Below are 20293 nucleotides of genomic sequence, written 5' to 3' on the forward strand. Positions count from 1 at the left end.
GTTGATAGGCCGGATATGGAAGCACGGTAACGTGTGGAGTTGACCGGTACTAATAGGCCGAGGGCTTGTCCTCAGTTGCTCGCGTCCACTGTGTTAGTTCTGAGACAACGAACAGTTGTCGGCTTTGAGCAGAACAAACAATTAAAGAGTGTGCTTGTTCGCTCGAAACCATTAGGGTTTCGGTGGTTATAGCGTAGGGGAAACGCCCGGTTACATTTCGAACCCGGAAGCTAAGCCTTACAGCGCCGATGGTACTGCAGGGGGGACCCTGTGGGAGAGTAGGACGCCGCCGAACAATCTTTGGAAGGACCCCTGGTCCCAGCGTTCAGCTGGGACCAGGGGTCCTTTTTTATTTTGCGGTGCGCACCGGGTAGCCGGCTGCGCGAGAATGACTTGCGGTACCGAAGACAGGAGTCACCATGTCCACCAACTCTCCCGACGACCGACCGGAGCGCGATCAGCGGCGACGGGAGGGGGACCGGAGCGACCGTGGCGGTCAGCGCGGGGACCGTGGAGACCGTGGGGGCTTCCGCCGCGACAACAACCGCCGCGACAACGACCGTGGTGGCTTCGGCCGTCGTGAAGGTGACCGAGGCGATCGAGCCGACCGCGGTGAGCGCGGTGGCTTCCGGCGTGACGATCGTCGCGACGACAGCCGTGGTCGTGACGACAACCGCGGTGGTGGGTTCGGCCGGCGCGACGACCGTGACCGGGGACCGCGCAGGGACGACCGCGACCGCGGCGGGTTCCGGCGTGACGACCGCGGTGACCGTCCCGCCTTCCGGCGCGACGACCGTGGAGAGCGCCGCGACGATCGGGACCGTGGTGGCTTCCGGCGTGACGACCGTCGCGACGACAGCCGTGGTCGTGACGACAACCGTGGCGGTGGCTACGGTCGGCGCGACGACCGCCGGGGCGATGTCCGTCGTGGAGACGACCGTGGACCGCGCGGTGGTTTCCGACGGGACGACAGGCGCGATGACCGTCGAGACGATAGGCGTGACGACCGTCGAGATGACAGGCGTGACGACCGTCGAGATGACAGGCGTGACGACCGTCGCGATGGCGACCGCGGTGGGTTCCCGCGGCGCGACGACCGCGGAGAGCGTCGCGACAACCGGGACCGCAACTTCCGTGGTGACGACCGGGACCGTAACTCCCGTGGTGACGATCGCGACCGTGGTTTCCGGCGTGACGACCGCGGTGGTTTCCGCCGTGATGACAGGCGCGATGACCGTCGTGACGAGCGCCGTGGGGACGACCGCGGGGAGCGTGGCGGTTTCCGTCGGGACGACGCCGGTCGAGGCGGGCGTGGTGGCTTCCGTCGCGACGACGCTCCGCGCGGCGAGCGGGGCGAGTTCCGGCGCGACGACCACCGCGGCGACCGTGGTGATCGCAGCGAGCGTGGCGGCTTCCGTGGGCGCGATGACCGTGGCGGGCGCGACGACCGTGGCGGGCGTGGGCCGCGGCGGGACGATCGCGATCGCGGCTTCCGGCGCGAGGGCGGTGACCGTGGTGGTTTCCGTGGGCGCGACGACCGACGTGGCGCCGGCCGGTTCCGTGAGGAGCGGGAGCGGGACAGGGAGCCGATCAAGCGGCTGCCGATCCCCGAGGACGTCACGGGCGAAGAGATCGACAAGGACGTACGGCAGGAACTGCAGAGCCTGCCGAAGACGCTCGCGGACGACGTCGCCAAGAACCTGGTGATGGTCGCTCGGCTCCTCGACGAGGACCCCGAGGGCGCGTACGGCTACTCGCGGGTCGCGCTGCGGCTGGCGTCGCGTGTCGCCGCCGTGCGGGAGGCCGCCGGGTTCGCCGCGTACGCCAACCAGAAGTACGGCGAGGCGCTGGCCGAGTTCCGGGCCGCCAAGCGGATGACCGGGAACATCGACCTGTGGCCCGTCATGGCCGACTGCGAGCGTGGGCTCGGGCGGCCGGAGAAGGCGCTGGACATGGCCGGCGCCCCCGAGGTGCACAAGCTCGACAAGGCCGGACAGGTCGAGATGCGGCTCGTCGCCGCCGGTGCGCGGCGTGACATGGAGCAGCTGGACGCGGCCATCGTGACACTGCAGAGCCCCGAGCTGGCCGCCAACTCCGTGCAGCCGTGGACCGCGCGGCTGCGGTACGCGTACGCCGACGCGCTGCTCGCCGCCGGGCGGGAGAGCGAGGCGCGGGAGTGGTTCGCGAAGGCCGTGGAGGCTGACCGGGACGGCAGCACGGACGCGTCGGACCGGCTCGCCGAGCTGGACGGTGTGGAGTTCGTCGACGTCATGACCGATGACGACAGCGACACCGACGACGTGAGCGACGGCGGGGACTCCTCCGAGGAGGAGAAGAAGGACTGACGTCCGGTGGAAGGGGGCGGATCCCGGTGTGGATCCGCCCCTTTTCTCTGTGGCCAGAGGCCCAGCTTCTTTGTGTTCAGAGGTCGAGCGTGCGCAGCACCAGGCCCGATGCCGGCTTCGGGCCGAACGACGTCGACTTGCGCGGCATCGTCACGCCCTGGCGGGCCAGGTCGCGGACGACCTCCTCGCGGACCGGGTGCATCAGGACGGCCGTACCGCCGTCGCGTTCCGCCTTGGCGACCGTGGCGGCCGTGTCGTGGATGTAGGCGATGTGGGCGGGGGAGTCCTCGGGGATGTGCCAGACGTGCTCGAGGAGCGTGGCGTGCAGGACCGTCGCGTCGAGGGTGCGCCAGGCAGCGGGGCGGTCGGCGGGGATCGTACGGGCCAGGAGATCCGGGTCCGGGTGGTCGACGAGATGGAAGGAACCGTCGCCGGCCAACAGGAACGCGTTGCCCTCGCAGGCCGCGTCCGCCAGCGCCTCCAGGGCCTCGGGCAGGGGGGCCACCAGGCGGCGTACCCGGAACAGACCGTGCAGGGCTGCCACGGCCCGGTCGACCGGCAGGTCGTGGAGGAGACGGTGGATGGCGCGGACCCGGAGGGGGTAGCGGGCCGTGTCGACCAGGAGGACCAGGCCGTGGTCCCACGGGCTGGGGGAGGGGTGTTCCGTGCGGAGCCGGCAGTAGGTCGCCCAGCGGTGGTGGCCGTCGGCGATGAGGGCCTGGTGACGGGCCAGGTCGGTCTGGATCGCAGCCAGGTCGGCGGGCGCGGTCACGGACCACAGGCGGTGGCTGAAACCGTCCTCCGTGGTGGTGGAGAGGAGAGGCGGCCGGTCGGCGGTGCGCTCGATCAGGTCCGCCGTGGTCGTCGTCGGGCCGTCGCCGCGGTAGGTCAGCAGGAGGGGCTCGAGGTTCGCGGACGTGGCCCGCATCAGGGCCGCGCGGTCGGCGACGATGTGGGGCATGACGTCCTCGTGCGGCAGCACCACCTGCTCGGCGGGGTCCGACACGCGCAGGGCGCCGATGATGCCGCGTTGCAGCATGCCGTCGCCGTCCCGTTGCTCGTAGATGTACAGGCCGGGTTCCGGGTCGGTGGCCAGGACGCCCTCGGAGAGCCAGCGGTGCAGGGTCTCGGCGGCCTGTTCGTTGCGGGCGCTGGGCGTGGCGGCCTGGGGCAGGATCAGGCGCACGATGTTGTGCGGGTCGGAGGACTCGAGGTGGTGCAGACCGTCGGGACGAACCACGACGTCATACGGCGGAGATGTCACGGCGGCAAGGCTGCCGACCCGGTCGGGGTCGTAACGAAGGCCTCGGAACGGGGTGAGTTCCAGGCCTCGGTGCGCCGTTGCCTCCGAGTGACCTGCTGTGTTCATCCCGGCATCGTACGGGTGTCAGTGGCATGGGGGATGATCGGGGGAAAGCCGTCGAACGAGGAGCGATGCGGGATGAGCCGGAGCGTCAGGACGAGGCCCGAGGGCAGTGGGCAGGCCCTGAGCGAGGCGTACGACACGGCGCTGCTCGATCTGGACGGGGTCGTGTACGCGGGTGGGAGCGCGATCGCGTACGCCGTCGAGTCGCTGGCCGAGGCGCGGGCGGGCGGGATGCGGCTCGCGTACGTCACGAACAACGCGCTGCGGACTCCGGACACCGTGGCCGCGCATCTGACCGAGCTGGGGATACCCACGGGCGCGGACGACGTCATCACCTCGGCGCAGGCGGTCGCCCGGCTGATCAGTGAGCAGGTGCCGCAGGGCGCCCGGGTGCTGGTGATCGGAGGGGAAGGGCTGCGGGTGGCACTGCGCGAGCGCGGGCTCGTGCCCGTCGAGTCGGCGGACGACGATCCGGCGGCGGTGGTGCAGGGGTTCGGCGGGCCCGAGCTGCCGTGGGGCCGGTTCGCGGAGGCCAGTTATGCGGTCGCGCGCGGCGTGCCGTGGTTCGCCTCCAACACCGACCTGACGATTCCGAGCGGGCGCGGGATCGCGCCGGGCAACGGCGCGGCGGTGGAGGTCGTCCGGATCGCCACGGGCGCCGAGCCGCAGGTCGCGGGGAAGCCGCTGCCGCCGATGCACCGGGAGACCATCCTGCGGACCGGGGCGAAGCGGCCGCTCGTGGTGGGGGACCGGCTGGACACGGACATCGAGGGCGCGTTCAACGGGGACGTCGACTCGCTGCTCGTCCTGACCGGGGTCACCGACGGTGCGCAGCTGCTGGCCGCGCCGCCGCAGCACCGGCCGACGTATGTGGACGCCGATCTGCGGGGGATGCTCAGCGGCCAGCCGGACATCGACGCGGTGGGCGACGGCGGATTTCGGTGCGGAGGCTGGACGGCGACGGCCGGCGCGGAGGTGCTGGAGCTCGACGGGGACGGCGAGGCGCTGGACGGGCTGCGCGCGCTGTGTGCGGCGGCGTGGACGGTCGCCGGTGAGGATGTGTGCGAGCTGGACGGCGTGAAGGCGCTGGCAAGGCTGGGCCTCTGAGCACCGGTTGGGAACCGCGGTGCGCGGGCACGCTACGGCTGTGCGTGGGTCCGAGGGGCCGCGGCCGGATCCGGAATCGTGATCGAATGGCAGGGTAGGCTAACCTAACTTGCGTGTTGGTCGAGAGTCCCCCCGAACAGCGCGCGGAGACCGCCCCCGCGCCCCCGACTCGACGGGTGGTACGAGCCTTTGGGCTGGTCCTGGCCGTCGCGATCCTGGTGATCGTCGCGCTGGCGAGTATCGCGATCGGAGCGAAAGAGCTGTCCCTCGGGCAGGTCTGGCACGGTCTGTTCGCGGACTCGGGGACGTACGGCGATGTCGTCGTCGCTGAGCGGATGTCACGGACCGTGCTGGGGCTGCTCGCCGGGGCCGCCCTCGGTCTGGCCGGCGCGGTCCTGCAGGCGCTCACGCGCAACCCGCTCGCCGATCCCGGACTGCTCGGCATCAACGCCGGAGCGTCCGCCGCGGTCGTCACGGCGATCACGTTTCTCGGGGTCACCTCGCTCAGTGGGTACGTCTGGTTCGCGTTCTTCGGCGCGGCCGCGGTCGGGGCGCTGGTCTGGTTCCTCGGCGGCAGCCGGGGCGCGACGCCGGTGCGGCTCGCGCTCGCCGGTACGGCGATCAGCGCCGCGCTCTACGGCTACCTCCAGGCCGTGATGATCATGGACGACGCGGCGCTCGGCAAGATGCGCTTCTGGACGGTCGGTTCGCTGTCCTCGGCGACCGACTCGACCATCAGTCAGGTCCTGCCGTTCCTGCTGGCCGGTACGGTCCTGGCGCTGGCCCTGGCCCGGCCGCTCAACGCCATGGCCATGGGCGACGACACCGCCAAGGCGCTCGGCGCCAACCTGAACCGGACCCGGGCACTGTCCATGCTGGCCGCGACCGTGCTGTGCGGGGCCGCGACCGCCGCCTGCGGGCCGATCGTGTTCGTCGGGCTGATGGTGCCGCACGTCGTGCGCTCCTTCACCGGGCCCGACCTGCGCTGGATCCTGCCGTACGCGGCGATCCTGTCGCCCGTGCTGCTGCTCGGCGCCGATGTCGTCGGCCGGATCGTGGCCCGGCCGGCGGAACTCCAGGTGGGCATCGTGACCGCGATCCTCGGCGGACCGGTGTTCATCTACCTCGTACGACGGCGGAGGACGGCGCAGCTGTGAAGACCACCAACCGTGCTGTGAGGTCCCCGGGCGGGCTCTCGATACGCCTGGACGTGCGGGCCTTCGTCGTCGTGCTTCTGCTGCTGGCCGCGGCGCTCACGGCGAGTGTCGTGCTCATCGGCACCGGCGACTTCCCGATCCCGGCCGCCGATGTGCTGCGGACGCTGTTCGGCCAGGGCAACGAGGGCCAGGAGTTCATCGTCAACGAGCTGCGGCTGCCGCGGGTCCTGGTCGGACTCTTGGTCGGCGCCTCCCTCGGACTCGGCGGCGCACTGTTCCAGTCCATCTCCCGCAATCCGCTGGGCAGTCCGGACGTGCTCGGTCTCGGACAGGGGGCGACGGCCGGCGCGCTCACGGTGATCGTGCTGTTCGCTGGGGACGCGAACCAGGTCGCCCTGGGCGCGCTCGTGGGCGGCCTGGTGACCGGGCTCGCGATCTACGTGCTCGCCTGGAAGCGGGGCGTGCACGGCTACCGGCTGGTGCTGGTCGGCATCGGTGTCTCCGCGATCGTCACCGGGGTCAACGGCTATCTGCTCACCAAGTCCGACATCGTGGACGCGGCCCGAGCGGTCGTGTGGATGACCGGATCGCTCGACGGCCGTGACTGGGACCAGGTGTGGCCGCTGCTCGGGCTGTGCGCCGTGCTCGTGCCGCTCGCCCTCTGCAACGCGCGCGGGCTGCGGATGATGGAGATGGGCGACGACGTGTCGTACGCCCTCGGGGTCCGGGTGGAGCGGGTGCGTCTGCTGCTGATGGTGGCGGCCGTGCTGCTCACCGCGTCCGCGACCGCCGCCGCGGGTCCCGTCAGCTTCGTCGCGCTCACCGCGCCGCAGCTGGCCCGGCGCCTGACCCGTTCGCCCGGCCCGAACCTGCTGCCGTCCCTGTGCATGGGCGCGGCCCTGCTGGTCACCGCCGACTGGCTCTCGCAGCGGGCGTTCGGCGCCGAGCAGCTGCCCGTGGGCGTGGTCACCGGTGTGCTCGGCGGTGTCTACCTGCTGTGGCTGCTGGTCACCGAGCGCAGGGCGGGCCGGATATGAGCAAGAACCAAAGGAGCACTGTGAACCGTCTGTCCGCCGAGAACGTCACCCTCGCCTACGACCAGCGGGTGATCGCCGAGCAGCTGTCGGTGGAGATACCCGACAACTCCTTCACCGTGATCGTCGGCCCCAACGCGTGCGGCAAGTCGACGCTCCTGCGGGCACTGTCGCGGATGCTCAAGCCCAGCGAGGGCCGGGTGCTGCTCGACGGTCAGGTCATCCAGTCGATGCCCGCGAAGAAGGTCGCCCGGACCCTCGGCCTGCTGCCCCAGTCGTCCATCGCGCCCGACGGCATCACCGTCGGCGACCTGGTGGGCCGGGGCCGTTACCCGCACCAGGGCATCCTGCGCCAGTGGTCGACCGACGACGAGCGTGTCGTCCAGGAGTCCATGCGGCAGACGGGCGTCGCCGAGCTCGCCGAGCGCTACGTCGACGAACTCTCGGGCGGTCAGCGCCAGCGGGTGTGGATCGCCATGGCACTCGCCCAGCAGACCCCGCTGCTGCTGCTCGACGAGCCGACGACGTACCTGGACATCCAGCACCAGATCGACGTACTGGACCTGTGCGCGGAGCTGCACGAGGAGCAGGGGCGCACGCTCGTCGCCGTGCTGCACGACCTGAACCACGCCGCCCGCTACGCCACGCACCTCATCGCCCTGCGCGAGGGGAGCGTCATCGCCGAGGGCGCGCCGAGGGACATCGTCACGGCCGGGCTGGTCGAGGAGGTCTTCGGGCTGCGCTGCCAGGTCATCGACGACCCGGAGACGGGGACGCCGCTGGTGGTGCCGGCGGCGCGCCGGGCACGCGCCGGGGCAGCGGCCGGGGCCGAGAAGGTGGCCGCTACAGAAGCTTCCTGAGCTGGAGCAGGTCCCGCACGCCCGCGTGCAGCTTCACCCGGCCCGAACCCCAGGCCTTGGCGAAGCTCAGCTCGCCGTCGACCAGGGCCACCAGATCGTCGCCGGCCATGACGAGTCTGATCTCGGCTTTGGCGGGCGGCGGTCCCTGCACGGTCTCGTGCACCTGGATCCGCCCGCCGCGCATGCGGCCGACGAAGGTGACGTCCAGGTCCGTGATGTGGCAGCTCACCGAACGGTCCAGGGACGCGGCGTCGCGGACGTCCCCTTCGGCGCGCTGCATGTTGTCCGAGAGCTTGTCGAGTGCGCTGCGGCACTCCTCGATCGTGGCCATCGCCGACGACGGTACCGCAGCGGTTCGCGGTAGCGTCGGGGCATGGACGACGCAGTTCCCGAAGCGACGCCGGTGCGGGAAGAAACCGAGCCCGAGCACGACCCCGCCGCCCCCGCGCCCCTGAACGTGCCCCGCACCCCCACGGGCGTGGCCGACGTGGACGCGTCCCTGGACCGGCTGGGCGACGCGGACCACCTCGCCACGGACGGACACATCGAGGTGTACGAGGATGTACACCGGGGGCTGCGCGACGCGCTCACCGCGCTCGACGCCCGCCCGGGACCTCCGGCTCCCGCCCGTCACCCGACCACCACCCCTCAACGAGACCCTTCGGGTCACCCCGCTCGATCGCCGTACGAACACAGGAGCTGAACACACCGTGGCAGGAGTCGCACGCCGCCGTCTCGACGCGGAGCTGGTCCGCCGGAAGCTCGCGCGCTCGCGTGAGCATGCCGGCCAGCTGATCGCCGCCGGGCGCGTCTCCGTCGGCAAGACCGTCGCGACCAAGTCCGCCACGCAGGTGGAGACGGCTGCCGCGATCGTGGTGGCCCAGGACGACGGCGATCCCGACTACGTGTCCCGGGGCGGCCACAAGCTCGCCGGCGCGCTGGAGGCGTTCGTGCCGCAGGGGCTTGCCGTCGAGGGGCGCAGGGCGCTCGACGCGGGCGCGTCCACCGGCGGTTTCACCGACGTTCTGCTGAGGTCGGGCGCCGCCCATGTCGTCGCCGTGGACGTCGGATACGGACAACTCGCATGGGCCCTCCGAAACGATGAACGCGTCACCGTCAAGGACCGTACGAACGTACGCGAGTTGACGCTTGAAGTGATCGATGGGGAGCCTGTGGATCTTGTCGTGGGGGATCTGTCCTTCATCCCGCTCGGGCTGGTCCTGCCCGCCCTGGTGCGGTGCGTGAAACCGGACGCCGATCTGGTGATGATGGTCAAGCCGCAGTTCGAGGTGGGCAAGGAGCGCCTCGGCAGCGGGGGAGTCGTACGCAGCGTCCAGCTGCGGGCCGAAGCGGTGCGGGGGGTGGCCGAGAAGGCGTGGGGACTGGGGCTCGGGGTGAAGGGCGTGACGGCGAGTCCGCTGCCCGGGCCGTCGGGGAATGTCGAATACTTTCTGTGGCTGCGGGCCGGGGCACCGGAACTGGACCCGGCCGATGTCGACCGTGCAGTGGCGGAGGGGCCGCGTTGACCGAGAACCGAGCTCGTACTGTTTTCCTGCTCGCCCACACGGGGCGGCCCGCGGCCGTGCGCAGCGCCGAGCTCGTGGTGAAGGGGCTGCTGCGCTCCGGCCTCGGCGTGCGCGTCCTGGCGGCCGAGGCGCGTGACCTGCCGCTGCCGGACGAGGTGGAGCTGGTCAAGGAAGCCACTCCGCAGTGCCTCGACGGATGCGAGCTGCTCATAGTGCTGGGCGGTGACGGCACGCTGCTGCGCGGCGCCGAGTTCGCGCGGGCGTCGGGCGTGCCGATGCTCGGCGTCAACCTCGGACGGGTCGGGTTCCTCGCGGAGGCCGAGCGCGACGACCTCGACAAGGTCGTCGACCGGGTGGTGACCAAGGCGTACGAGGTCGAGGAGCGGATGACCGTCGACGTCGTGGTGCACCGCAACGGCGACATCGTGCACACGGACTGGGCACTGAACGAGGCGGCCGTGCAGAAGGTGTCCGCCGAGCGGATGCTGGAGATCGTCCTCGAGATCGACGGGCGGCCCGTGACCGGGTTCGGCTGCGACGGGATCGTGTGCGCGACGCCCACGGGGTCGACCGCCTACGCGTTCTCGGCCGGTGGGCCGGTGGTGTGGCCGGAGGTCGAGGCGCTGCTGATGGTGCCGATCAGCGCGCACGCGTTGTTCGCGAAGCCGTTGGTGACATCGCCGGATTCTGTGTTGGCTGTGGAGGTTCTGCCACACATTCCGCCGGGTGTGCTGTGGTGCGACGGGCGGCGGACCGTGGAGTTGCCCGCCGGTGCGCGGGTGGAGGTGCGGCGGGGGGCTGTGCCGGTTCGGCTGGCCCGGCTGCATCATGCGTCCTTCACGGACCGGCTGGTGGCCAAGTTCGCGCTGCCTGTTTCCGGGTGGCGGGGGGCGCCTCACTAGCGTGGTGAAGGGCGATCCACTCTCGTGGGTGACAGGGGCGGGCCAGTCGCAATTGCTTGCTCGGACCTCGTAAGGTCGTGTCCGTGTTGGAGGAGATGCGGATACGGTCGCTCGGCGTGATCGACGATGCCGTGGTCGAGCTGTCGCCCGGGTTCACCGCTGTCACCGGTGAGACGGGTGCGGGCAAGACCATGGTGGTCACCAGCCTGGGGTTGCTGCTGGGCGGGCGCGCGGACCCGGCGCTCGTGCGGATCGGGGCCGGGAAGGCGGTCGTGGAGGGGCGGATCACCGTCCCGGACGACGCCACGGCCGCGGTACGCGCCGAGGAGGCCGGGGCCGAGCTCGACGACGGTGCCCTGCTGATCAGCCGTACCGTTTCCGCCGAGGGGCGCTCGCGGGCGCACCTGGGCGGGCGCAGTGTGCCCGTGGGGGTGCTCGCCGAGCTCGCGGACGAGCTGGTGGCCGTGCACGGGCAGACCGACCAGCAGGGGCTGCTCAAGCTGTCCCGGCAGCGGCAGGCGCTCGACCGGTACGCGGGCGACGCCGTCGCCGTGCCGCTGGCCAAGTACGGCGAGGCGTACAAGCGGCTGCGGGCCGCCTCCGTCGAGCTCGACGAGATCACCACGCGCGCGCGGGAACGGGCCCAGGAGGCCGACATGCTGCGCTACGGGCTCGACGAGGTCGCCGCCGTCGAGCCCCGGGCCGGTGAGGACGTGGAACTGGCCGAGGAGGCCGAGCGGCTGGGGCACGCCGAGGCCCTGGCGGCCGCCGCGGCGGCCGCCCACGCGGCGCTCGCGGGCAATCCGGAGGACCCCGAGGGCGTCGACGCCGGGACGCTCGTCGCGGGCGGCCAGCGGGCCCTGGACGCCGTACGGTCGCACGACCCGGCGCTGGCCGCGCTCGCCGACCGCATCGGGGAGATCGGTATCCTGCTGCGTGACGCGGCGGGGGACCTGGCCGGGTACGCCGACGATCTGGACGCCGATCCGCTGCGGCTGTCGGCCGTCGAGGAGCGGCGGGCCGCGCTCACCGGGCTGACCCGGAAGTACGGCGAGGACATCGCCACCGTGCTGGCGTGGGCCGAGACGAGTGCCGCCCGGCTGACCGAACTCGACGGTGACGACGAGCGGATCGGGGAGCTGACCGCCGAGCGGGACGCGCTGCGGTCCGAACTGGGTGGGCTCGCACAGGCGTTGACGGACGCGCGGACGGAGGCCGCCGAGCGGTTCGCCGCCGCCGTGACCGCCGAGCTCGCCTCGCTCGCCATGCCGCACGCGCGCGTGTCCTTCGACATCCGGCAGACCGAGGACCCGGAGGGCGTCGAGGTCGGCGGCCGTGCGGTCGCGTACGGGCCCGCGGGTGCCGACGAGGTCGAGCTGCTGCTGGCCCCGCACCCGGGCGCGCCGCCGCGGCCGATCGCCAAGGGGGCGTCCGGTGGTGAGCTGTCGCGCGTGATGCTGGCCGTGGAGGTCGTGTTCGCGGGGACGGATCCCGTGCCGACGTATCTCTTCGACGAGGTCGACGCCGGGGTCGGCGGCAAGGCAGCGGTCGAGATCGGCCGGCGGCTCGCACGTCTGGCGAAGACCGCGCAGGTCGTGGTCGTGACCCATCTCCCGCAGGTGGCGGCCTTCGCCGACCGGCAGTTGCTGGTCGAGAAGACCAACGACGGATCGGTCACGCGTTCCGGTGTGAAGGTGCTGGAGGGGGAGGACCGGGTCCGGGAACTGTCCCGCATGCTCGCCGGCCAGGAGGACTCCGAGACGGCCCGGGCGCATGCGGAGGAGCTGCTGGCGACGGCTCGGGCGGACAGGTAGCGGGAGGGCGCACGGGCGTTCGGTCGCATGGTCGGGCAGGCGTGCCCCATCTTCACTCGTGTGGGTGACTCGGCCCGGCGCATTCCTCCCGATGCCGCGCCCCACTGTCGCGCCGCCGGGGTTCCGGCGTTCCCGGAACCCTCATATGTGCTGGCATCCTTGGCGGAGTACGCGTAGGAAACCGCGCGGTGCGTTCCCCGCGCTCGTTCGTTCTGTACGTTCGTCGTGACCGCCCGACCCGAACCAGGAGCCCGGCCACGTGACCCCCGTGAGCAGCCACTCACCGCCTGGCCAGTCGCCGCTGCGCACCGTGCAGGTGCTGGGCGGAGGCAATGCCGCCAGCAGTGCGCATGTGCGTTCACTGGCCGCGGGGCTCGTCGCGAGGGGCGTGAAAGTTACGGTATGCGCCCCCTATGAGGCGGATCGCGCCTATGACTTCAGCGGTGTCGGGGCCGATCACGTGCACGTGCCGCGCAGCAGTGACCCGGTGTCGGTGGCGGCCCTGCGGGCGGCCTGTGCCAACGCCGATCTGGTGCACGCGCACGGGCTGCACGCCTCGTTCCGTGCGGTCCTCGCGCTCAGCGGGCGGCGCGTGGGTACTCCGCTGGTCGTGACGTGGCACGACCGGGCGCACGCCGACGGGGCGCGTGCCCATCTGCTGCGGGTGCTGGAGCGGCGGGTCGTGAAGGCGGCCAGCGTCGTGCTGGGGACGACGTCGGCGCTCGTGGACCGGGCGCGGTGGACGGGTGCCCGGGACGCGCGGCTCGCGGCCGTCGCGCTGCCCGCCCCCCGCAGGCCCGTGGAGCCCGACGACCCCGACGGGCTGCGCCCCAAGGTGCGTGCCGAACTCGGCGCCATCGGGCGGCCGTTGCTGATGGCCGTCGGCTCCCTGGAGCGTCATCGCGGGTACGACGTGCTGCTGGACGCCGCGCGGGCGTGGCGCCGGCTCGACCCCGTCCCCCTGGTCGTGATCGCCGGGGAAGGGCCGCTGCGCGGCGAGCTCCAGGAGCGGATCGAGGGCGAGGGGCTGCCCGTCCGGCTCATCGGGCGGCGCGACGACATCACCGACCTGCTCGCCGCCGCCGACCTCGCCCTGCTGCCGAGCCGGTGGGAGGAGGCACGCTCCGTCCTCGCCCAGGAGGCCCTGCACGCGCGCGTGCCGCTCGTCGCGACCGATGTCGGTGGCATGCCCGAACTCGTCGGCGACGCGGCCGAAGTCGTCCCGCACGGGAACGCGGAGGCGCTCGCCGGCTCCGTCGTACGCCTGCTCGGCGACCCGGAGCGCCGGGAACTGCTGAGGGAGAAGGGCGCCCGGCAGGCTGCCACCTGGCCGAGCGAGGACGAGACCGTCGCCCAAGTGCTCAGCGTGTACGACGAGTTGACCCAGATCCGGCCCCTCACCTGAGGATCTAGGAGACATGCCTGCGGGCCCGCAGCGCCAGGCTCAGGGCCAGTACCGTCTGCGGGTCGTCGAGGTCCGTGCCCAGCAACTCCCCGATGCGCGCCAGGCGGTTGTAGAGGGTCTGCCGGTTGAGGTGGAGCTCCCGGGCGGTCTCCGCCTTGCGTCCCGCGTGGGCGAGGTAGGTCGCCAGGGTGGGCAGCAGCGGCGGCCGGGAGCGGCGGTCGTGCTCCAGGAGCGGGCCGAGGGCCCGGTCGACGAAGGCGGCCAGGTCGGGGTGGTCGCGCAGCCGCCACAGCAGCAGGTCGATGTCCAGACGGCGGGCGTCGTACCAGGGCCGGTCCGGCAGGCCCTGGGCCGCGGTCGCCGTCTCCGCCGCGTGCCGCAGGCCCGACGCCGCCGCCGTCCAGCCGCCGGCCATCCCCACGACCACCACCGGTGGCTGCCCGCCCGGCCGCAGCATCCCGGCCCGCTCCACACCGGCCCGCAGCGCCGCCGCGACCCGGTCCGCGACCGTCGCCCGTTCCGACTCCGCACGCAGCCCGAGCAGCACCGGCACCCGGCCCTCCACCGGCCGCACCCCGAGCAGCACGGGCACGCCCACCGACGCCAGCTCCTCGGCGACCGCCCGGGCCAGCACGGCCCACCCTCCCCCGGGGGACAGGGCGTCCCCGAGGAGCCGCATGACCACCGGCAGCAGCGGGCCCTCGCCTGGTCTGAAGCCCAGTACGCGCGCCTGCGCCGGGGCGTCCTCCGCCGTGACCCGGCCCTCGGCGAGGTCCGTGAGGAAGTCGCCGCGCCCACGCGCCGCCAGCTCCTCCTCCTGCCGTGCCTGCATCAGCACCACGGCCAGGATGCCCGCGGCCCGCTCGGCCGCCATCCGGTGCACGGGCGCCAGAGGGGTCCGCACGGGCAGCAGGACGAGACGCGCGCGGACGCCACCGCTGCCGGGCCCGCCGCCCGGTACGTCCACCAGGACCGAGCCCGGGAGCGGCGGCTCGTCCTTGTGCTGGCCGCGCAGCCCCTCCCACACCTGGAGCGGGTCCGTTCCCTCGGGACCGGACCCGGCGGCGTACAGCAACTGCCCGTCCGCCGTCTCCAGGAAGACGGGATTGTCGCCGAAGTCCGCCAGAATGCCCAGCACTTGGGGCACCCCGCCGCCGCCCAGCAGAGCCTCGGTACACCGCCGGTGCACCTCCTCGGCCCGCTGGAGCAGCGTGTAGTGGCCGTTGACGATCTCGGTGTGGATCTCCTCCGTGACCGTGACGAACGGCACCTCGCGGTGCAGCTGGACCAGCGGCAGCCCGGCCGAGCGGGCCGTGTCGACGAGGGCGGCGGGCAGCCGTGAGAAGCGCGGGCCGAGCTCCACCACCAGGGCCGCGATACCGCGCTCGGCCAGCGTGCGCACGAACGCCCGTTGTTCGGCCGGGCGGGTGCCGAGGCCGTAGCCCGTGGTCAGCAGCAGTTCGCCGCCCTTGAGCAGCGAGGCGATGTGCGGCACCTCACCGGCGTGCACCCAGCGCACGGACCGCCCGAGCCGGTCGGCGCCCGCCAGCACCTCGGGCAGCCCGCTGCGCAGCCCCGGCAGCTCCAGCGCCCGCTGCACGGTGATCCCGGCGCCCTGCGTGTCGTGACCGCTGTCCGTCCCGCTGTCCATGTGCCGGACGCTACCCGCGCGGGTGCCTCCCGGACATCTCCGGCGGGGCACGGGGCCGATCACGCCCCGGATTACGGCGTGATCGACCGGGTACGTGCGCGGTCATGGAATTCAGCGTGGTGGCAGTGGGCCGGGAGGACGACAGCCCGGTCGAGGAGCCGTTGCGGGTCGCGGTCCTCGCCGACCGGCTCGGGTACCGGGAGGTGTGGGCGGGCGAGGGACCGACGTGGGACTCGTTCGTCCTGGCGACGGCGATCGGCGCGGCCACCGAGCAGGCCGTGCTGACGGCCGGGCCCGTGCCGGTGACGGTGCGCGACCCGCTCACCATCGTCCGGGGCGCCGCGTCCACCGCGGCCGTCACCGGCCGGCCCGTCGGTGTGGCCCTCGGCACCTCCAGCAAGCGGGTCGTCGAGGGCGTGCACGGCCGGCCGCGGACCCGGCCCGCCGCCGCCCTCGAGGAGTCGGCGGCGACCGTACGCGCGCTGTGGGACAGCGTGCCGGGCGATCCGATCGTGCCCGGCAGCGGCTTCCCGCGCCGGCTGCCGCCGCCCGGGGGCGAGGTCACCGTCGCGGCGTTCGGCGAGCGCGCGATCGCGGCCGCCGTCGGGCACGCCGACCGGCTGCTGCTCGACATCGTCTCGCCGGAGCAGGTCCGCGTCCTGCGGGCGCGCATGCTCGCCGCCGCCGAGCGCGCGGGCCGTACGCCGCCCCGGCTGGCCGCCTGGCTGCCCGCCGCCGTGGATCCGGAGCCGGAGACGCTCACACAGGTCCTGCGCAGCGTCGTCGGTTATCTCGCCGTGCCGGGCTACAGCGACATGTTCGTCGAGGCGGGGCTCGCCGAGGTCGTCGAACTGGCCGCCAAGGGCGCCGACCGGGACACCCTGCTGCGGGCCCTGCCGCCCGCGGCCGCGGGCACGGTCGCCCTCGTCGGCGACGCCGGCACCGTCCGTGCCCGTATCGACGCCTACGCCGAGGCCGGCCTCGACGAGATAGCCCTGGTCCCGGCCACGGCGGGCGACCCGGCGGGGGAGCGCACGCTCACGGCCCTCAGGCCGGCATGACGCGGCGCGCCGCCCGTCACACGAGGCGGCGCGCCCATCCGCTGTCCGGTCCGGTCAGCCGCCGTACGCGCCCGAGGCCGTCAGACGCAGCGCCGTGTCGATCAGCGGCACGTGGCTGAACGCCTGCGGGAAGTTGCCCACCTGGCGCTGGAGGTGCGGGTCCCATTCCTCGGCCAGCAGACCGAGGTCGTTGCGCAGGGACAGGAGCTTCTCGAACAGCTTGCGGGCCTCGTCCACGCGGCCGATCATCGCCAGGTCGTCGGCCATCCAGAACGAGCAGGCGAGGAACGCGCCCTCGTCGCCCGGCAGACCGTCGACGCCCGCGTTGTCGCCCTCTGTCGGGTAGCGCAGGATGAAGCCGTCCGGCGTGGACAGCTCCCGCTGGATCGCCTCGATGGTGCCGATGACGCGCTTGTCGTCCGGCGGCAGGAAGCCCATCTGCGGGATCAGCAGCAGCGAGGCGTCCAGCTCCTTCGAGCCGTACGACTGCGTGAAGGTGTTGCGCTCCTTGTCGTAACCCTTCTCGCACACGTCCCGGTGGATGTCGTCGCGCAGTTCCTTCCACCGCTCCAGCGGGCCGTCGGCGTCACCGGACTCGATGAGCTTGATCGTGCGGTCGACCGCGACCCAGGCCATCACCTTGGAGTGCACGAAGTGGCGGCGCGGGCCGCGCACCTCCCAGATGCCCTCGTCCGGCTCCTGCCAGTGGCCCTCCAGGTAGCGGATCAGCTTGAGCTGGAGCAGCGAGGCGTAGTCGTTGCGCGCGAGACCCGTCATATGGGCCAGGTGCAGGGCCTCGGTGACCTCGCCGTACACGTCCAGCTGGAGCTGGTGGGCCGCGCCGTTGCCGACCCGGACCGGGGCGGAGTTCTCGTAGCCCGGCAGCCAGTCCAGCTCCGCCTCGCCCAGCTCGCGCTCGCCCGCGATGCCGTACATGATCTGCAGGTTCTCCGGGTCGCCCGCCACGGCCCGCAGCAGCCACTCGCGCCAGGCGCGGGCCTCCTCGCGGTAGCCGGTGCGCAGCAGCGAGGACAGGGTGATCGCCGCGTCGCGCAGCCAGGTGTAGCGGTAGTCCCAGTTGCGGACGCCGCCGATGTCCTCCGGCAGGGAGGTGGTGGGCGCGGCGACGATGCCGCCGGTTGGGGCGTACGTCAGGGCCTTCAGCGTGATCAGCGAGCGGATCACGGCCTCGCGGTAGGGACCGTGGTACGTACAGTGGTCGACCCACTCGCGCCAGAAGTCCTCCGTCGCCTCCAGCGACTGCTCCGGCTCGGGCAGCGGCGGCGGCTCCTTGTGCGAGGGCTGCCAGGAGATCGTGAACGCGATCCGGTCACCCGGGGCGACCGTGAAATCCGCGTACGTCGTCAGAGACTTGCCGTAGGTCTCGGCGGATGTGTCGAACCACACGGAGTCGGGGCCCGCCACGGCCACCGTGCGCCCGTCGTGCTTGTGCACCCACGGCACCACCCGGCCGTAGGAGAACCGCATCCGGAGCTCCGAGCGCATCGGCACGCGGCCCGAGACGCCCTCCACGATCCGGATCAGCTGCGGGGCGCCGTCACGCGGCGGCATGAAGTCGGTCACCCGGACCGTGCCCCGCTGGGTGTCCCACTCGGACTCCAGCACCAGCGAGTCACCGCGGTAGCTGCGCCGGGCGGCGGTGGGTGGCTGCTGGTCGGAGGCATACGCGGGACCGAGCCGCCAGAAGCCGTGCTCCTCGGTGCCCAGCAGGCCGGCGAAGATGGCGTGCGAGTCGAAGCGGGGCAGGCACAGCCAGTCGACCGTCCCGTCCCGGCAGACCAGGGCAGCGGTCTGCATGTCTCCGATGAGTGCGTAGTCTTCGATGCGCCCGGCCACGTGCAACTCCAGTCGAACGGCCACGTCACCCCACGAGGGGGCTGTCGCTAGTGCGGTCAAGGGGGGTTTCAGCAAGTCTTGCAATGCGTCGTTGAGCGATGAAGCAAAACAGGTCACTCAGCCGTGACGCAAAGCGCCCATTGTTGCTCAACGAACTGACGAGCTCACGTTGTTCCGGCGCTCACAGGCGGGGGGTGGTGCCGTTGGGCCGGGCGGGCTCGGCAGCGAGTGTCCGAGCAGGATACGACGCACGCAGATGATCTGTGTGCCGCTCCGGGCAAGCCAGGTACGCCGAACGAGTGAGCAACGGGTGAGGAACCGGTAACGGCGACCGCCTCCGTGTCGGCGTGTGCGCGGAGCGTGGCCGGAAGCCATCGCCCCGAGGCGCTGATACGCTGGTAGCCCGTGGACCGGTGGGCCAGCAAACCCCCGAACCGCAGCGACGGCAACCCCCGGAGAAGCCTCCGGCCGGCAGCCGCACCGCAACCCCAGACCGCGACCACGGGAGCCCCCTCTTGGCCATGCCGCCCGCTGCTTTTCGAAACTCGACGACCAAGCACATCTTCGTCACCGGGGGTGTCGCCTCCTCGCTCGGCAAGGGCCTGACGGCCTCCAGCCTCGGCATGCTGCTCAAGGCCCGCGGTCTGCGTGTCGTGATGCAGAAGCTCGACCCGTACCTGAACGTGGACCCGGGCACGATGAACCCCTTCCAGCACGGTGAGGTGTTCGTCACGAACGACGGCGCCGAGACCGACCTGGACATCGGCCACTACGAGCGCTTCCTCGACCGCGACCTGGACGGCTCCGCCAACGTCACCACCGGTCAGGTGTACAACACCGTGATCGCCAAGGAGCGGCGCGGCGAGTACCTGGGTGACACCGTGCAGGTCATCCCGCACATCACCAACGAGATCAAGCACCGTATCCGCCGCATGGCGACGGACGAGGTCGATGTCGTGATCACCGAGGTCGGCGGCACGGTCGGCGACATCGAGTCGCTGCCGTTCCTGGAGACCGTCCGCCAGGTCCGGCACGAGGTCGGCCGTGACAACGTCTTCGTCGTCCATATCTCGCTCCTGCCCTACATCGGCCCCTCGGGTGAGTTGAAGACGAAGCCCACCCAGCACTCGGTTGCGGCCCTGCGCAACATCGGTATCCAGCCGGACGCGATCGTGCTGCGCTGCGACCGCGAGGTGCCCACCGCGATCAAGCGGAAGATCTCGCTGATGTGCGACGTCGACGAGGCCGCCGTCGTCGCCTGCCCCGACGCCCGCTCGATCTACGACATCCCGAAGACCGTGCACGGCGAGGGCCTGGACGCCTACGTCGTCCGCAAGCTGGACCTGCCGTTCCGGGACGTCGACTGGACCACCTGGGACGACCTGCTCGACCGCGTCCACAACCCCGACCACGAGATCACCCTCGCGCTGGTCGGCAAGTACATCGACCTGCCCGACGCCTATCTGTCGGTCACCGAGGCGCTGCGGGCCGGCGGCTTCGCCAACCGGGCCCGCGTGAAGATCAAGTGGGTCACCTCCGACGACTGCAAGACCCCGGCGGGCGCGGCCCAGCAGCTCGGCGATGTCGACGGCGTCTGCATCCCCGGCGGCTTCGGCGACCGCGGCGTGCTCGGCAAGGTCGGCGCGATCAAGTACGCCCGCGAGAACAAGATCCCGCTGCTCGGCCTCTGTCTCGGCCTGCAGTGCATCGTGATCGAGGCCGCGCGCAACCTGGTCGACATCCCGGACGCCAACTCCACCGAGTTCGACCCGGCCACCGGCCACCCCGTCATCTCCACCATGGCCGAGCAGCTCGACATCGTCGCCGGTGAGGGTGACATGGGCGGCACCATGCGGCTGGGCATGTACCCGGCCAAGCTGGCCGAGGGCTCGATCGTGCGCGAGGTGTACGACGACAAGGAGTACGTCGAGGAGCGGCACCGTCACCGGTACGAGGTAAACAACGCCTACCGGGCCGAGCTGGAGAAGAAGGCGGGTATCCAGTTCTCCGGCACCTCCCCGGACGGCAAGCTCGTCGAGTACGTCGAGTACCCGCGCGACGTCCATCCGTACCTGGTCGCCACCCAGGCACACCCGGAGCTGCGCTCGCGCCCGACGCGTCCGCATCCGCTGTTCGCCGGGCTCGTCAAGGCCTCGGTCGAGCGGAAGACTTCGAAGTAACACACCAGTTGTACGGTGGCCGGGGTGC

The 20293-nt window shown here is 71.9% G+C and carries 17 protein-coding genes and 1 rRNA gene; 14 read left to right on the forward strand and 4 right to left on the reverse strand.

What is annotated here, in order from left to right:
- Positions 1–178 precede the first annotated feature (178 nt).
- The 3 genes from rrf (at position 179) to ACZ58V_RS34890 (ending at position 2345) form a co-directional block, all read left to right on the forward strand.
- Positions 179–295, forward strand: a 5S ribosomal RNA gene (gene rrf / locus ACZ58V_RS34880).
- 194 nt (positions 296–489) lie between these two features.
- The gene (locus tag ACZ58V_RS34885; protein ID WP_471295426.1) at positions 490–1707 is read left to right on the forward strand and encodes a hypothetical protein; all 1218 of its coding nucleotides are present in this window, start codon (positions 490–492) and stop codon (positions 1705–1707) included.
- The gene (locus ACZ58V_RS34890; protein WP_468197487.1) at positions 1599–2345 is read left to right on the forward strand and encodes a tetratricopeptide repeat protein; all 747 of its coding nucleotides are present in this window, start codon (positions 1599–1601) and stop codon (positions 2343–2345) included. Before ACZ58V_RS34885 ends, ACZ58V_RS34890 begins: the two co-directional genes overlap by 109 nt.
- Before the next feature lie 76 nt (positions 2346–2421).
- Here the strand turns inward: ACZ58V_RS34890 and ACZ58V_RS34895 are convergent, their stop codons facing one another.
- A complete protein-coding gene (locus ACZ58V_RS34895; RefSeq protein WP_471295172.1) occupies positions 2422–3714 on the reverse strand; it encodes a DUF1015 family protein in 1293 nt (430 codons plus the stop codon).
- Positions 3715–3786: 72 nt separating this feature from the next.
- Here ACZ58V_RS34895 and ACZ58V_RS34900 point away from each other — a divergent pair, with 72 nt between their 5' ends.
- From ACZ58V_RS34900 to ACZ58V_RS34915, 4 genes are all read left to right on the forward strand, one after another.
- A complete protein-coding gene (locus ACZ58V_RS34900) occupies positions 3787–4818 on the forward strand; it encodes an HAD hydrolase-like protein (RefSeq protein WP_468197081.1) in 1032 nt (343 codons plus the stop codon).
- A gap of 113 nt (positions 4819–4931) precedes the next feature.
- Complete coding sequence (locus ACZ58V_RS34905; protein ID WP_468197083.1) at positions 4932–5975, forward strand: FecCD family ABC transporter permease; 1044 nt, start codon at positions 4932–4934, stop codon at positions 5973–5975.
- A complete protein-coding gene (locus ACZ58V_RS34910) occupies positions 5972–7012 on the forward strand; it encodes a FecCD family ABC transporter permease (RefSeq protein ID WP_471295175.1) in 1041 nt (346 codons plus the stop codon). The genes ACZ58V_RS34905 and ACZ58V_RS34910 overlap by 4 nt, the downstream gene beginning before the upstream one ends.
- Positions 7009–7869, forward strand: a complete 861-nt coding sequence (locus ACZ58V_RS34915; RefSeq protein WP_468197087.1) for an ABC transporter ATP-binding protein — start codon at positions 7009–7011, stop codon at positions 7867–7869. The genes ACZ58V_RS34910 and ACZ58V_RS34915 overlap by 4 nt, the downstream gene beginning before the upstream one ends.
- Here the strand turns inward: ACZ58V_RS34915 and ACZ58V_RS34920 are convergent.
- Complete coding sequence (locus ACZ58V_RS34920; RefSeq protein WP_468197088.1) at positions 7853–8200, reverse strand: sterol-binding protein; 348 nt, start codon at positions 8198–8200, stop codon at positions 7853–7855. The two genes, ACZ58V_RS34915 and ACZ58V_RS34920, sit on opposite strands and share 17 nt — an antisense overlap.
- A gap of 42 nt (positions 8201–8242) precedes the next feature.
- On the opposite strand from ACZ58V_RS34920, the gene ACZ58V_RS34925 reads away from it, so the two are divergent.
- From ACZ58V_RS34925 to ACZ58V_RS34945, 5 genes are all read left to right on the forward strand, one after another.
- A complete protein-coding gene (locus ACZ58V_RS34925; protein WP_468197091.1) occupies positions 8243–8572 on the forward strand; it encodes a hypothetical protein in 330 nt (109 codons plus the stop codon).
- A gap of 7 nt (positions 8573–8579) precedes the next feature.
- A complete protein-coding gene (locus ACZ58V_RS34930; RefSeq protein WP_468197093.1) occupies positions 8580–9395 on the forward strand; it encodes a TlyA family RNA methyltransferase in 816 nt (271 codons plus the stop codon).
- The gene (locus ACZ58V_RS34935) at positions 9392–10297 is read left to right on the forward strand and encodes an NAD kinase (protein WP_189731107.1); all 906 of its coding nucleotides are present in this window, start codon (positions 9392–9394) and stop codon (positions 10295–10297) included. The genes ACZ58V_RS34930 and ACZ58V_RS34935 overlap by 4 nt, the downstream gene beginning before the upstream one ends.
- A gap of 95 nt (positions 10298–10392) precedes the next feature.
- Positions 10393–12111: a DNA repair protein RecN gene (gene recN, locus ACZ58V_RS34940; protein WP_468197490.1), complete on the forward strand. Its 1719-nt coding sequence runs from the start codon at positions 10393–10395 to the stop codon at positions 12109–12111.
- Between the two features lie 259 nt (positions 12112–12370).
- Positions 12371–13516 carry a glycosyltransferase family 4 protein gene (locus ACZ58V_RS34945; protein ID WP_471295178.1) on the forward strand — a complete coding sequence of 382 codons (1146 nt, stop codon included), beginning with the start codon at positions 12371–12373 and terminating at the stop codon, positions 13514–13516.
- Between the two features lie 4 nt (positions 13517–13520).
- On the opposite strand, the gene ACZ58V_RS34950 is transcribed toward ACZ58V_RS34945, so the two are convergent.
- Complete coding sequence (locus ACZ58V_RS34950) at positions 13521–15167, reverse strand: PucR family transcriptional regulator (protein WP_471295179.1); 1647 nt, start codon at positions 15165–15167, stop codon at positions 13521–13523.
- Between the two features lie 104 nt (positions 15168–15271).
- On the opposite strand from ACZ58V_RS34950, the gene ACZ58V_RS34955 reads away from it, so the two are divergent.
- Entirely contained in the window at positions 15272–16228 is a 957-nt protein-coding gene (locus tag ACZ58V_RS34955) for an LLM class F420-dependent oxidoreductase (RefSeq protein WP_471295180.1), read from the forward strand.
- Between the two features lie 54 nt (positions 16229–16282).
- Here the strand turns inward: ACZ58V_RS34955 and ACZ58V_RS34960 are convergent, their stop codons facing one another.
- Entirely contained in the window at positions 16283–18085 is a 1803-nt protein-coding gene (locus tag ACZ58V_RS34960; protein ID WP_468197102.1) for a glycoside hydrolase family 15 protein, read from the reverse strand.
- Positions 18086–18606: 521 nt separating this feature from the next.
- Here ACZ58V_RS34960 and ACZ58V_RS34965 point away from each other — a divergent pair.
- On the forward strand, positions 18607–20265 hold the full coding sequence (locus ACZ58V_RS34965) for a CTP synthase (RefSeq protein ID WP_468197492.1): 1659 nt from the start codon (positions 18607–18609) through the stop codon (positions 20263–20265).
- Positions 20266–20293 lie beyond the last annotated feature (28 nt).

The organism is Streptomyces sp. NPDC040589, from assembly GCF_055594445.1.

Excerpts from the sequence above, each read along its gene's own strand:
- ACZ58V_RS34915 (WP_468197087.1), top strand. The coding sequence starts at position 7,009 with ATGAGCAAGAACCAAAGGAGCACTGTGAACCGTCTGTCCGCCGAGAAC.
- ACZ58V_RS34950 (WP_471295179.1), bottom strand. The coding sequence starts at position 15,167 with ATGGACAGCGGGACGGACAGCGGTCACGACACGCAGGGCGCCGGGATC.
- ACZ58V_RS34900 (WP_468197081.1), top strand. The coding sequence starts at position 3,787 with ATGAGCCGGAGCGTCAGGACGAGGCCCGAGGGCAGTGGGCAGGCCCTG.
- ACZ58V_RS34955 (WP_471295180.1), top strand. The coding sequence starts at position 15,272 with ATGGAATTCAGCGTGGTGGCAGTGGGCCGGGAGGACGACAGCCCGGTC.
- ACZ58V_RS34965 (WP_468197492.1), top strand. The coding sequence starts at position 18,607 with ATGCCGCCCGCTGCTTTTCGAAACTCGACGACCAAGCACATCTTCGTC.
- ACZ58V_RS34895 (WP_471295172.1), bottom strand. The coding sequence starts at position 3,714 with ATGAACACAGCAGGTCACTCGGAGGCAACGGCGCACCGAGGCCTGGAA.
- ACZ58V_RS34925 (WP_468197091.1), top strand. The coding sequence starts at position 8,243 with ATGGACGACGCAGTTCCCGAAGCGACGCCGGTGCGGGAAGAAACCGAG.
- recN (WP_468197490.1), top strand. The coding sequence starts at position 10,393 with ATGCGGATACGGTCGCTCGGCGTGATCGACGATGCCGTGGTCGAGCTG.
- ACZ58V_RS34920 (WP_468197088.1), bottom strand. The coding sequence starts at position 8,200 with ATGGCCACGATCGAGGAGTGCCGCAGCGCACTCGACAAGCTCTCGGAC.